The 14750-nt window shown below is 63.7% G+C and carries 7 protein-coding genes; 6 read left to right on the top strand and 1 reads right to left on the bottom strand.

Annotated features, from left to right (window positions below):
- On the bottom strand, positions 1–7563 hold a 7563-nt coding region (locus AC3A6M_RS22610; RefSeq protein ID WP_487854968.1), incomplete at its 3' end, for a cadherin domain-containing protein.
- A gap of 222 nt (positions 7564–7785) precedes the next feature.
- On the opposite strand from AC3A6M_RS22610, the gene AC3A6M_RS22615 reads away from it, so the two are divergent.
- From AC3A6M_RS22615 to AC3A6M_RS22640, 6 genes are all read left to right on the top strand, one after another.
- On the top strand, positions 7786–8148 hold the full coding sequence (locus AC3A6M_RS22615) for a hypothetical protein (RefSeq protein WP_487854969.1): 363 nt from the start codon (positions 7786–7788) through the stop codon (positions 8146–8148).
- 5 nt (positions 8149–8153) lie between these two features.
- A complete protein-coding gene (locus AC3A6M_RS22620; RefSeq protein WP_487854970.1) occupies positions 8154–8441 on the top strand; it encodes a diguanylate cyclase in 288 nt (95 codons plus the stop codon).
- Positions 8442–8690: 249 nt separating this feature from the next.
- Positions 8691–10136: a DUF7125 family protein gene (locus AC3A6M_RS22625; protein ID WP_487854971.1), complete on the top strand. Its 1446-nt coding sequence runs from the start codon at positions 8691–8693 to the stop codon at positions 10134–10136.
- 4 nt (positions 10137–10140) lie between these two features.
- A complete protein-coding gene (locus AC3A6M_RS22630) occupies positions 10141–11838 on the top strand; it encodes a response regulator (protein ID WP_487854972.1) in 1698 nt (565 codons plus the stop codon).
- Positions 11839–11858: 20 nt separating this feature from the next.
- Complete coding sequence (locus tag AC3A6M_RS22635) at positions 11859–13412, top strand: ATPase domain-containing protein (protein WP_487854973.1); 1554 nt, start codon at positions 11859–11861, stop codon at positions 13410–13412.
- Complete coding sequence (locus tag AC3A6M_RS22640) at positions 13409–14644, top strand: sensor histidine kinase (RefSeq protein WP_487854974.1); 1236 nt, start codon at positions 13409–13411, stop codon at positions 14642–14644. Before AC3A6M_RS22635 ends, AC3A6M_RS22640 begins: the two co-directional genes overlap by 4 nt.
- Positions 14645–14750: the final 106 nt, after the last annotated feature.

The following is a 14750-nucleotide window of genomic DNA, read 5'->3' on the forward strand; positions in this document are numbered from 1 at the left end:
GATGTCGTTGCCCGCGCCGCCGTACACCAGGTCGGTGCCATCGCCACCGTACAGGGTGTCGTCGCCTTCCTGGCCGTTGAGCTGGTCGTACGTGTTGGGGGTGCTGTTGGCACCGCCATACAGGGTGTCGTTGCCGGTGCCGCCGTAGAGCATGTCGGCGCCATCGGCCCCCATCAGGGTGTCGTTCCCGGCCAGGCCATAGAATACATCGTCGCCGGGACTGCCGGCGAGCCAGGGCAGGGTAGCGGGGGAGTCGTCGCCCGTGGTGCCGACCCTGGCCAGGAAGGTGCCGGGCACGAAGCTGTCCTGCGACAGCACGGGCGCATTATCCAGGTCCAGCCGGAAGTCGTCGGCGTCGACGGTGAAGTTACGGTTGCTGTCGGCGAACAGTATGGTCTTGCCGTTCTGCTGGAAGGTCCACAACTGCAGGAAATCCTGCCCCAGGTCGTCCGCCCCCGGTACCGCCTGGCCGATGCTGGCGTTGAAGTTCCCGAAGCCGGCGGGCAGCTCTCCGCGGAATACCGCACCGCTGACGAACGCTCCCGACACAAAGCGCAGACCGATCGCCAGGCGGTCGCCTTCGGCTTCGTTGAAATCGGTGATCGTCACCGGTGCGCTGACGTGCGAGGACAGCTCGCCGATGTCCGAAGCCGTACCGGCCTGCCAATAGTCGAGGCGGAACACGTCGGCACCGTCGCCGCCCCTGAGCACATGCGCGGCGCCCGCGGTGTACACTTCCAGCAGGTCGTCGCCGCTGCCGCCGTCGAGGGTGTCGGCCTGGCTGCCTTCGCCAAAGCCCGCGCCCAGGATCGTCAGCTGGTCATTGCCCGCGCCGCCGTACAGGACGTCGGCCCCGGCGCCGCCATTGAGCATATCGTCGCCATCGCCCCCCTCGAGGATATCGTTGCCGTCGTTGCCGTAGATCTGGTCGTTGTCGCCGCCACCGTCGAGGTGGTCCTGGCCGGCGCCGCCGTAGAGCTGGTCATTGCCCAGTCCACCCAGCAGCGTGTTGGTGGCGCTGGCGTCGTCCAGCGACTGGCTGCCGTCGGCGTTCCTGCCGCCGTCGGCATACAACTGGTCGGCATCGTTGCCGCCGTCGACGATGTCGTTGCCCGCGCCGCCGTACACCAGGTCGGTGCCATCGCCACCGTACAGGGTGTCGTCGCCTTCCTGGCCGTTGAGCTGGTCGATGGTGCTGTAAACGTTGGCACCGCCATACAGGGTGTCCTTGCCGGTGCCGCCGTAGAGCATGTCGGCGCCATCGGCCCCCATCAGGGTGTCGTTCCCGGCCAGGCCATAGAATACATCGTCGCCGGGACTGCCGGCGAGCCAGGGCAGGGTAGCGGGGGAGTCGTCGCCCGTGGTGCCGACCCTGGCCAGGAAGGTGCCGGGCACGAAGCTGTCCTGCGACAGCACGGGCGCATTATCCAGGTCCAGCCGGAAGTCGTCGGCGTCGACGGTGAAGTTACGGTTGCTGTCGGCGAACAGTATGGTCTTGCCGTTTTGCTGGAAGGTCCACAACTGCAGGAAATCCTGCCCCAGGTCGTCCGCGCCCGGTATCGCCTGGCCGATGCTGGCGTCGAAGTTACCGAAGCCGGCGGGCAGCTCCCCGCGGAATACCGCACTACTGAGGAACGCTCCCGCCACGAAGCGCACGCCGATCGCCAGGCGGTCGCCTTCGGCTTCGTTGAAATCGGTGATCGTCACCGGTGCGCTGACGTGCGAGGACAGCTCGCCGATGTCCGAAGCCGTACCGGCCTGCCAATAGTCGAGGCGGAACACGTCGGCACCGTCGCCGCCCCTGAGCACATGCGCGGCGCCCGCGGTGTACACTTCCAGCAGGTCGTCGCCGCTGCCGCCGTCGAGGGTATCGGCCTGGCTGCCTTCGCCATAGACCCCGCCCATGATCGTCAGCTGGTCATTGCCCGCGCCGCCGTACAGGACGTCGGCCCCGGCGCCGCCACTGAGCAGGTCATCGCCGTTTCCCCCCTCGAGGATATCGTTGCCGTCGTTGCCGTAGATCTGGTCGTTGTCATCTCCACCGTCGAGGTGGTCCTGGCCGGCGCCGCCGTAGAGCAGGTCGTTGCCCAGTCCACCCAGCAGCGTGTTGGTGGCGCTGGCGTCGTCCAGCGACGGGCTGCCGTCGGCATTCTTGCCGCCGTCGGCATACAACTGGTCGCCATCGTTGCCACCGTACAAGGTGTCATTGCCCGAGCCGCCGTACAGCACATCGATGCCATCGTCGCCGTACAGCGTGTCGTCGTCCTCCTGGCCGTAGAGCTGGTCGATGGTGCCGTAGGCACTTGTGCCGCCGTGGAGACTATCGTTGCCGCGGCCACCATACAGGGTGTCTGCGCCGCCATTGCCCATCATAATGTCGTTGCCGCCCAGGCCGTAGGCAATGTTATCTCCGTCCGTTCCCGGATAGGTATTTGGTTCGTCATTCCCACGCCAGACGACAAAGTTGTCGACGAAGTCGTCCAGTGTCAGGGCCTGCACTTTGCCATCGATACTGGGCAAGTAGAGGAGCAAGTCGACTTCACTGAACTGTCCATCGTCGTTCGCGTCGACCCACACTTCAAGGCGCTGAAGGGCACTGTTGTACTGCCAGTTGACGTCTGCGAATCCGTCATGCACGCGTTCAGCCGGTAGCTGAATGCCCTGGTTAGTGCCGTTATAGGTATCGAAGACATGCTCCGCCGGATCACTGTGTTCATTGAAGGCGAGCGGCAGGTTATTGCTGAATGAAGGCAAGTCGATACGGTCGCGGCCATTGGGATCCGACGCACTGCGTCCGAACGCGACGATGGTATCGATGGTTGTCGGGGCACTATCGGACCGTGGCAGGCCGAAGCCGAACCGGAAGATGTCATCGCCGGCACCACCATCGAGCGTATCCGCGCCCGGACCACCGATCAGGACATCATTGCCGGCGCCCCCATGCAGCATGTCGATGTCATCTCCACCGTCGAGCGTGTCGTTTCCGTCCCCACCGAAGAGTTCGTCAGTCCCTCCCTCACCATAGAGTATGTCGTCGGATCCGAGACCATTGAGCAAGTCCGCCTCGGCACCACCCCAGAGCGTATCCGCGTAGGAGCCCCCGACAACGTTGTCCTTGCCGTCGCCCCCATTAATCAGGCTGTTGAACGCGCCGCCTGTGATGGTGTCGTCACCAGCGCCACCGTAGAACTGATGCGTGGTGTCATACCCCGATGCGATCGCCTGGGCAAGCGTGCCGGGCAGCCGAACATCGTCGTTCCCGCCAAGCGCATCGTATTGGCTTCCGTCGGGATAGGCACCTGCGGTGACCGACGCGAAGTTAATCGAGTCGTCTCCCTGGGTAAACAGGGAATCGGTCACATCGGTGACCGTTACGGTGATCGCCTGCCTGGTCACCAGGCTTCCGTCGGATACCTGCACCGTGACGTTATAGACGTTGTCGGCCCCGATATCGGTCGGGTTTTCATAATTCGGGGCGGAACGGAAGACAAGCGCTCCGGTTGTCGGATTGATCGCGAACTTGTCGACATCGTCTCCCTCGAACAGCGAATAGGTCAGGGAACTGCTGTCGGCGTCGCTTGCGCTCACCATGCCGACGGCAGTCGTGTTCTCTTGAACATTGAACGCATCTGGCGAAGTGAAAACGGGCGCGGCGGTGTTTTCCGCGACATCAGTCACCACCACTTGAATCGCCTGAGACGTGACGTTGCTGCCATCCGAGACCTGTACGGTCGCGTTGTACACGTTGTCGCCGCCTGCATCTGCCGGCGCCTCGAAATCCGGCGCCACCTTGAACGTCAGCACGCCAGTGTTCGCGTCAATTGACAGCAGGTTGGCGTCGTCAAGCGCTGCCAGGGAATAGACCAGCGTGGTGCCGGGGTCGGGGTCGGTAGCGCTTACCGTCCCGATGGCGGTCGTGTTCTCGACCGTGTTAAACGTCTCCGGGGAGGTGATCTTCGGCGCGGCCGTGTTTTCGGCAACGTCCGCCACAGTCACTGCAATGGCTTGCAGGGTGATGTGCGTTCCATCCGAAACCTGGAGCGTAACATGGTAGGTGTTGTCGTTGTCCTGATCGGCCGGGGTTTCGAAGTCTGGCGCGGTGTTGAAACTCAGTACACCGGTTTCCGCCCCGATGGTGAATAATGCGCCATCGCCAAGCGAGCTAAGCGAATAGACCAGCGTGGTGCCTGGATCGGGGTCGGTGGCACTGACGGTGGCAACGCTGGTGGTATTCTCGGGGATGCTGAACGCGGCTGGCGAGGTGAATTCCGGCGGAGTACCGGGTGCTCCGCCGCCCCTGGTATAGGTGCCGCTGGCGTCCGTGATGGTATCGACCGATCCCTGGTCGAATATCTGGGTGCGCTGGGCCTCGGTGAAGGTGAGATTGCTGGCGACGATGGCATCGCTGCCGGGCCCGCCACGGATCAGCAGGGCCGTGCCGACATCGCTGACCGTGAATGTGGTGCCGCTCGTGTTGCTGCTGCCGATGCTGCCGAAGCGCTCGATGGTCTTGTTCGACAGGTCCAGGCTCGCGCTGGCGGTCTGCATCTGTTCCGTGAAGTTGCCACCGCTGAAACCGGCAAAGGCGTCGATCACCGCCTGGTCGACGATGATCGTGGCGCCACTGCCGCCGTTGAACAACAGCTGCTCCATGTTCTGGTAACTGGCCCGGGTCAGGTCGAATGGCCCGGCACCACCGATGGCGAGGGTATCGGAGCCGGCACCACCATCGATCACATCGCCGGCACCGAGCTGCCCGATTGCCTGTACATTGATCCGGTCGCTGCCATCGTTGGCGTGGATGGTGTCCCGTCCGGTGGACAGGATGAAGGCGTCGGTGACACCACTGCCGGTCACCGTCAGGTCCACGCCATCGCGCAGGTAGACGGCGGCTGCGTTGCCGCCCTCATTGACGATCGAGACCTGTTCGATGCCCACCAGCTGGGCCAACTGGTCGAGCCGGTAGGTGCCCGGACCGTTCAGCTGCAGGGTGTCGTTGCCGCCACCGCCGCTGATCTGGTCGCCGGGGTTCAGGGTCTGGGCATTTGCGCTGATCAGGCTGTCCTCGCCACCGCCATTGACAATGTCGTCTGCCGTGGTCAGCTTGATCGTCGCGCCACCGTTGCCGCCCCTGGTATAGGTGCCGCTGGCGTCCGTGATGGTATCGACCGATCCCTGGTCGAATATCTGGGTGCGCTGGGCCTCGGTGAAGGTGAGATTGCTGGCGACGATGGCATCGCTGCCGGGCCCGCCACGGATCAGCAGGGCCGTGCCGACATCGCTGACCGTGAATGTGGTGCCGCTCGTGTTGCTGCTGCCGATGCTGCCGAAGCGCTCGATGGTCTTGTTCGACAGGTCCAGGCTCGCGCTGGCGGTCTGCATCTGTTCCGTGAAGTTGCCACCGCTGAAACCGGCAAAGGCGTCGATCACCGCCTGGTCGACGATGATCGTGGCGCCACTGCCGCCGTTGAACAACAGCTGCTCCATGTTCTGGTAACTGGCCCGGGTCAGGTCGAATGGCCCGGCACCACCGATGGCGAGGGTATCGGAGCCGGCACCACCATCGATCACATCGCCGGCACCGAGCTGCCCGATTGCCTGTACATTGATCCGGTCGCTGCCATCGTTGGCGTGGATGGTGTCCCGTCCGGTGGACAGGATGAAGGCGTCGGTGACACCACTGCCGGTCACCGTCAGGTCCACGCCATCGCGCAGGTAGACGGCGGCTGCGTTGCCGCCCTCATTGACGATCGAGACCTGTTCGATGCCCACCAGCTGGGCCAACTGGTCGAGCCGGTAGGTGCCCGGACCGTTCAGCTGCAGGGTGTCGTTGCCGCCACCGCCGCTGATCTGGTCGCCGGGGTTCAGGGTCTGGGCATTTGCGTTGATCACGTTGTCCTCGCCACCGCCATTGACGATGTCGTCTGCCGTGGTCAGGAAAATGTGGCTATCGTCGACATCGGTAACGCTCACCGCGATTGCCTGGGAAGTGACGTTGGTGCCGTCTGTGACCTGGACCGTCAGATTGTAGATATTGTCGCGACCAGAATCCGACGGTGCTTCAAAATCTGGGGCTATCCTGAAACTCAATGCACCGGTGTTTGCATCGATCGTGAACAGGCTTGCGTCGTCAAGTGCCGCGAGCGTGTAACTCAGCGTGGACCCGGGGTTTGCATCCGTAGCATGTACGATGCCGACTGCAGTAGTGTTCTCGGCGACATTGAATTTGTCTTGCGATATGAATACCGGCGGGGAATTACCAATAACGCCAATAAAGTCACTAATAGTCAGGGCAAGGTTCTGCGCGTTGCGTAATTCAATGGCGAAATTCGCGGTTGCGGTACCTGTTGTGTTGACATATACAAAGGTACTACTGCCAATATTCGCGTACCAGACGCCATTCGCTATCGCGGTCTTGTTTCCCCAAGCGAGATCGGTGGGGCCCAATAGTGCACTCAGGTCGATCTTGTCGACGCCGGCTTGGAAATCCGAGATCACATCGGAACCAGAACCGGATGGTGAATTGGATTCGTTGAAGTAAGCGAATATGTCGGCGCCAGCCCCTCCGGTTAATGTATCGGCGCCATCGCCGCCCTGCAATACATCGTTGCCGCCGCCCCCATTCAATATGTCACGCGCTGAACCGCCGATCAGCGAATTATCGTCGATCGAGCCAGTCACGTTGACTGCCGCTACAGACCGCGAGGCATCGACGTTTTCGAAGCCAGTAACGGTGACGTTTTGAGAGCCAGTATCCTGGTCATTCGAAGAAAGGTTAATGGTTGCAGTTTGGTTGACAATTAGCGTATCAATACCAGTACCGCCGTCGATGACGGTTCCCTTCTGGTTGTTTTGATAAGTGATGATGTCGTTTCCAGCGCCGCCGCTGAGCGTGTCTTGCCCACCGCCACCCACGATAATATCATTGCCAGACCCGCCGGTCAGTTGATTGGCGCCGGCATTGCCGGTCAAGGAGACTGCCGAGGTCGAGCCGGACGCCGAGACATTTTCGAAGCCGGTGACGGTGACATTCGCCGAGCCTATGTCTTGGTCGGCCGCCGTCAGATCGATGGTCGTGCTCTGGTTGAGTACCAGGGTATCAATGCCGATCCCTCCATCGATGAAGGTGTTGGCGGCGTCGTTCTGGTAGGTGATCCTGTCGTTCCCCGCTCCGCCGGACAATCTATCGGCGCCGCCCCCGCCGGCGATGATGTCGTTGGCCGAGCCACCTGTAAGGATGTTTGCACCGCTTGCCCCGGTAAGGTTCAGTACGCCGTTAGAAGCGGAACCGTTGACGTTTTCAAAACCGGTGAGTGTCACATTGGTCGAACCGACATCCTGGTTGGGAGCGGAAAGATTAATTGAGGCAGTCTGGTTGACGATAAGCGTATCGATGCCGGTACCGCCATCGATAATTGTCCTTCGTTTGTCGTTTTGGTAGGTAATGGTGTCGTTTCCGGCGCCGCCCTGGAGTGTGTCGGCGCCGCCGCCGCCAACTATGATATCGTCTCCCGATGTCCCGGTCAGTACTTCATCCCTTTTTGTTCCAGTCAAGGTGGCCATATTATGCCTCTCTCAATCAGGATGGATCCTTGGATCCGCCTCGTTGTTAATGTTTTTTGCAGGTGCCGAAAGATGATTATTTGATTCCCTGGGGTGAACCGTTTTATCGGCATATTGATGGCTCTGGTCGCCGCAGTCGAGATCCGGGAACGAATTGAAGTGATCCCGGTCATCTGATTCAGGTCGGGTAAATTCTGGCAACTGTTTGTTATCCCGGAAATAATGAATAAATTCGACGGTTTAGTCCTGGAATTTCTCGTTTTCAAATCGGCTGTAAATACTATCTACCAATCTAATATCAATGACAGCCGCTTGGTAGGGTACTTTTATCCTGTTTGGTATGGTCTTTTTGTACTGCTTGCCACCAGTGAGCAGAGCCGGGGCACGATTGGGAAAAATTTAACTGAACAATTCGTATTGCGTTCTTGTGTAATCTTGACAGGCAAATCAGATGAGTTAAGCCGGGTAAATGATGGCAGCTGGAACAATTCCGATACATGTACTCGTCGGGTTCTAAAGTCGGCCGTTATAATCCAAGATAATCGAGCGGTAACTTATCCAGCGAAATGTGCCGGCCAGCGATAAGGACCATGGGAGAAGTTCATCATTGGTTCGTCGTCCTGCCGGAGACGTCCCTGGCCACGGCGATGGAAGTCGGCGAGCGCATCCGTGCCGGTATTGCGCGGGCCCCCTTGCTGGACAAGCCGAGGCTGCAGGTCACGGTGTCGATCGGCGTGGCGTCGATGGAACAAAAACAGGGTATCAACGACCTGTTCGCCGCGGCGGATGCGGCCGTCTACCTTGCCAAGAACGAGGGGCGCAACCAGGTGCGCTCGCATGAGCACGTTCCGGTCCCGGGCTCCGGCTCACGGCCCTGAGCACGTCACGGCGGATCCCGCTTCAAGCGCTCCGCAGCAGAATCCACCCATCATTTTCCAGACGAATAGACGGACACGTGCGCCCGGCGATGGCGCCGTCGCGCCACGCGGGAAGCGAACCCGTCCATAGTGTTTCAATCGTGCTAACAAAATGTAAGGACAGCGTTACAATCCGTGAACATTTTTGCAGAATCGACCAACCCCTTCTCGTGAGCCGCCGGCTTGCCTGGAAGATGACAGACGCATCATATGGACCAATGCATTACCCGCCTCCCCACGGGCATTCCCGAACTCGACGCGATCCTGCGTGGCGGCCTGCTGCGCGGCCGCATCCATCTGGTCGAAGGCCGTCCGGGCACCGGCAAGACCACCATCGGCCTGCGCTATCTGATCGAAGGCGTCAAGGCCGGCGAAACCTGCCTGTATGTGACCTTGTCGGAGACCCGCCAGGAGTTGCTGGCCACGGCGCAGAACCACAACTGGTCGCTGCAGGGCATCCATATCAGCGAGCGGATGCCGGTCGACCAGGCCTTCAACCAGGAGCAAAGCGTGCTGCTGCCGGCCGACAGCGAGTTGTCGAAGCTGGTCGACGCCATCGCCGCCACGGTCCGCGAACACCAGCCGTCGCGCGTGGTGATCGATTCGATGGCCGAGATCCGCCTGCTGGCCCAGGACAGCTCGCATTACCGGCGCCAGATCATCCAGCTGCGCCACCAGCTGACCTCCCTGGGCGCGACCATCCTGCTGCTCGACGACCAGACCTCGGCCAAGCCCGAATACGAGCTGCAAAGCGCCGTGCATGGCGTGCTGTGCCTGGAGATGCGCGACCGCAGCTTCGGCTCGGCCAGGCGCACGCTGTGCGTCACCAAGCTGCGCGGCGGCGACTTCCAGAGCGGCTGGCACGACTTCGCGATCACGACCGGCGAAGTGCTGGTCTTCCCCAGCCTGATCGCGGAAGAGCACAGCCGTCCGCACCAGACCGCCGAACTGCTCAGCCGCGCGCCCGGACTGGACGCCCTGATGGGCGGCGGCCTTGTCTCGGGCACCTCGACGATGATCGTCGGCCCGTCCGGCGTCGGCAAGTCGACGCTCGCCCTGCAGTACGCGATCTCCCTGATCGACGCCGGCGAAAAGGCGGCCTATTTCACCTTCGACGAAAGCGAGATGACCCTGCGCTCCCGCATGATCAATCACATGGGCAGCGAGGAAGGGCAGGACGATCCGCCCGGCTTCCTGATCACGCGCATCAACCCGTCGCGCATTTCGCCGGGCGCCTTCGTCTGGCGCGTGCGCCGCCATGTGGAAGACCACGATGTGCGCCTGGTGATCATCGACAGCGTCAACTCCTACCTGGACGTGATCCGCGAAGAACGCGCCATGCTGCTGCAGATGAACGAGCTGTTCGCCTATCTCGCCAACATGGGCGTGATGTCGATCGTGATCGGCGCCCATTCGGCCAACCTGGACACCTCGCGCGAACCGGACGCACTCAGCCTGATGACGGACAACATGATCTCGCTGCGTTTCTACGAGCGTGACGGCGACGTACGCAAGGCCATTTCCGTGCTGAAGAAGCGCCATGGCCGGCACAGCCACGAGATCCGCGAATTCCTGCTGACCGAGGACGGGGTCGAGGTGGGAGACAAGATCACGGCGGTGCACAACCTGATGGCCGGCGTGATCGGGGCCGTCTGACGCCATGGTCACGGCCGTTTTCGACCTTCCGGCGCCGCACACGGTGCCGGTGCTGGCGCCGTTCGGCCGCGATGCCGACGCCGTGCGTTCCGTGCTCGACGAGGACGGCATACCCAGCGCGATCTGCGCCAGCGCGGCCGAGCTGTACGCCCATGTCGACGAGCACGCGCTGCTGCTGGTGATCACCGAAGAAGGACTGGCGGCCTGCTCGCACGCCGAGCTGGGCGCGCTGCTGCGGGCCCAGCCGATCTGGTCGGATATCCCCATCATCGCGCTGACCGGCAGCAAGCGCGCACCGAGTGCCGGCAGCCGGCTCGCCGCGCTGGCCGAACTGGGGAACGTCACCATGATCCACCGGCCGCTGTCGCGCGAAGCCCTGCGCATGGCGCTCGGCTCGGCGCGCCGCACCCGCCTGCTGCAATACCAGATCCGCGACCAGCTGGCGGCCCTGGCCGGGCATGCCGGCGAACTCGAACGGCGCGTCGAGGAGCGCAGCGCGGCGCTGGCCAGGGAAATCGAGGAGCGCAAACGCGCCGAGGCAGCCCTGCTGGAAGCGCGCCGCATGGAATCGCTGGGGCGCCTGACCGGCGGCGTCGCGCACGATGTCAACAACCTGCTGCAGGTGATCTCCGGCGCCGTCGAGCTGCTGCGCCTCCTGACCCGTACGGCGGACGACAGCCGCATCGAACGCGCGCTGACCAGCATCGGCCGCGCCACTGGCAAAGGGGCCAAGCTGACCGGGCAACTGCTTGCCTATGGGCGCCGCCATCCGCTGGCCAGTACCGCCATCGACCTGCAGGCGCAGATCGGCGAACTGGAGGACCTGCTGCGCCAGGCGCTGGGCGCCGGCATCACGTTCGAGGTGCGCGCCGACGCCGGGCTGTGGCCGGTCTTCGCCGATCCGACCCAGCTCGAAGTGGCGCTGCTGAACCTGGCCATCAATGCGCGCGACGCCATGCCGCATGGGGGTAGCGTCAGGCTCGTGCTGGACAACCGCAGCCTGCCGGATGCCCGCCATGCCGATGCCGCCCTGCCGTCCGGCGACTACGTCTGCCTGGCGCTGGAAGACGAAGGCAGCGGCATGAGTGACGAAACGGCGGCCAGCGCCTTCGAGCCCTTCTTCACCACCAAGCCTGCCGGCGTGGGCACGGGCCTCGGCCTGTCCCAGGTGCAGGGCTTTGCGCGCCAGAGCGGCGGCCATGCCTACCTGGAGCGGCGGTCCGGCGGTCTCACCGTCGGCATCCTGCTGCCGCGCGCGGCCGACGTTCCCAGCGCCCGGCCGGCGGCGCCCGAGGCGGGCGCCGACCTTCCGCCGGGATTGCGCGTGCTGTGCGTCGAGGACGATGCGATGGTGCGCGAGCAGGCCGTCGCCCTGCTGCAGGCGCTCGGCTGCGAGGTGGTCGAGGCCGCGAGCGGCGACGCCGCGCTGGCGCTGGGCTGCGACGGCATCGACGTGGTGCTGTCCGACGTCATGATGCCCGGCTCGCTGGACGGCATCGGCCTGGCCGCGGCCTTCCGCGCGCGGCGTCCGCGCCTGCCGATCGTGCTGGCCAGCGGCTATGTGCTGGCGCCGGAGCGCCTGCGGGAACTGGAAGTGGAATTCATCCGGAAGCCTTATGCGCTGCAGGATATGGGAAGTGCGATCGCACGGGCGAGGCAATGGGGTCTCGAGACTGTTGCGCCGTCGCATGTTAAGCTGTAACACTTGAAAAGGGCAAATCGATGAACGAACTGGTAAAGACAGGTATCGCCGGGCTCGACGAAGTACTGCACGGAGGATTTCCTCGTAACAACAACCTAATCGTCGAAGGTCCGCCCGGGTCGGGCAAGACCACGTTCGGGCTGGGTTTCATTTACCACGGCGCCCAGGACTACGACGAGCCCGGCGCCATCGTGTCGTTCGAACTCGATCCGGGCAAGCTGCTGCGCGACGCGGCCGGCTTCAACTGGGACCTGCAGGGCATGATCGACCAGGGCAAGATCAAGATCATCCAGACCAGCCCGGCCGTGCTGTTGAGCGAGTTCCGCAGCGGCGACGGCGCCTTCGCCGCCGCGCTGGTGGCGATGGGCGCCAAGCGCCTGCTGATCGACGGCCTGACGCCGCTGCGCCTGTACGCCGACGTGCACGACATGCCGTTCCGCGAGGACGTCCACCTCCTCATCGAAGGCCTCACGCGCCTGGGCGTGACCACCATGGTGACGGCCGAGCGCGACGAGACGCTGGCCGGCGTGCTGGCGCACGAGCGCTTCGTGTTCGACACCATCATCTCGCTCTCGCTCGGCGAAGCGCGGCGCCGGGCGACCCGCCACCTGACGGTGATGAAGTCGCGCGGCCAGGATTTCATCGGCGGCAGCCACACCATGCGGATCGAGCCGGAGATCGGCGTGCACGTGTACCGCCGCGCCCAGTCGCGCCCGGTCACCTCGGCCGACCAGCCGACCTCGGAACGGCGCCTGTCGACCGGTTCGCCGGCCATCGACAAGATGATGGACGGCGGCATCTACGAAGGCTCGGTGACGCTGGTGAGCGGCATCTCCGGCACCGGCAAGACCGTGTTCAGCGTCCAGTTCCTGAGCGACGCCATCAAGCATGGCCACAAGGCGCTGCTGGTGAGCCTGGACGAGCATCCGCGCCAGTTGATCCGCAACGCCAAGTCGCTCGGTTTCGACCTGCAGGGCCTGATCGACGCGGGCAAGCTGTTCATCCACTACGAGTCGCCGCTGGAACTCGAACTGGACGTGCACTTCGACCGCATCGTCAAGCTGGTCGAGCAGGAAGACATCGACTGCATCGTGCTCGATTCGGTGGCCGTGTATGAAATGACCAGCGTCAGCGAGGTCGCCGACTACCTGTACGCGCTGGCCAGCTTCTTCAAGAACCGTCTGGCCACGACCCTGTTCAACTACGAGAGTCCGGAATTGCTGGGCGTGTCGCAGATCAGCGAGGAACTCAAGGGTTCGCACCTGGTCGACAACATCATCCTGCTCAACTACGTGGAAATCTCCACCGTCCTGCGCCGGGCGCTGGCCGTGCCCAAGGTGCGCGGCAGCCGCAACGTGCAGGTCACGCGCGAATACGAGATCGGCGTCGGCGGCCTGGTGCTGATCGAAGAACGCGACAGCGATACCCCGGCCGTGCCGCAACTGCCGTTCTCGTCCTACTACGGCCTGCTGTCACGCTCGCCTTCGCGCCAGAGCCCGGCCATCGAAGAAGCGCTGGCCAGCGGCGCCCCGCTACCCGACTCGGCGCGCCTGCCGACCGAAACACCCAGGTGATTACGGCCGAACTGCCAGACAAGCCGCCGGTCGACTGGGACGACTGGCAGACGCCGCTACGGCAGTTCACCGAAGCGACGGGCCTCGTCACGTCTGCCTACGACGCGGCCGGCGTGCGCCAGATCGGCCCCCTGACGGGTTCGCGCATGGCGAAACTGCTGGCGGAGCGTTCGACCCTGTGGCACGAGGACGGCCCCGGCACGGCGTACGAGCGCACGCTGGTGCGGGAGGCGTGCGCGCAGCGGGCGTCGGTCGCGGGACAGTTCGGCGAAGGCTTCCGCGTGTGCACCCAGCCGCTCCTGCTGCGCGGCCAGGTGTACGGGGTGCTGGTGTTCGGCTGGCGCTTCGCGGACTTCAGCTCGCCGCTGGCCTGCGAGCGTATCGCCAAGCAGATCGGGCTGGCCGGCCATCTGCTGTGGAACGAGGCGCGCCTCGATGCGCCCGTGTCCGACCAGCGCATGAGCACCTATGCCGGTCTGCTGAAGACTCTCTCGACGACGCTCGACCGCCAGCGCGAAACCATCGACGACCTGACGCGCGTGAACCGGACCCGCGAACTGTTCCTGGCGACGGTCTCGCACGAGATGCGCACGCCCCTGTCGGCGATCTCGATGCGCATCGAACTGCTGTTGCGCACCATGCCCGAGCTGCCGCCGAAAGCGGTCAGCGGACTCGAATCGATGCGCGTGCACGTGCGCCAGGAAGTGGGCATGGTCGAAGACCTGATCGACGCGGCGCGCACGCTGACCGGGCAGATGTCGATCGCACGCGCGCCGGTCGTGCTGGGACAGGTGCTGCGCGACGCCATCTCGACGGTGGAAGTCCAGGCGAACGCCAAGGAGATCCTGGTGCAGGTCACGCCGTCCGACTACGGCGACGATATCCGCTTCGAGGCGGACGGCCGGCGTCTGCAGCAGGTGATCTGGAACCTGCTGGTCAACGCGGTGAAATTCACGCCGATGGGCGGCAGCATCCGCATCGAGATCCGGCAGTCCGGGGGCATGGTCGAGATCGACGTCATCGACTCAGGCCAGGGCATCGAAGCGGAAGACCTGCCGCACGTGTTCGGCGCCTTCAGGCTGCAGCAGCACGACAATGCCGCCGGACTCGGACTGGGCCTCTACATCGCGCGCCGCATCGTCGAACTGCACGAGGGCACGCTCAGCGTCAGCAGCGCCGGCCGCGGCCAGGGCGCCACCTTCGCGATCCGCCTGCCTCTCGTCGCCGGCTGATTGCGGTTCCCCTAGAACCTTGTGCCACCGAATGGGAATTAACCGGTGAACAGTCGCTGTTCGCCGTCGCGCCCCAGTGGGTGCGCGGGAAGCCGAGAAGGGGATT

The organism is Telluria sp. Soil_C_11 (genome assembly GCF_057657395.1).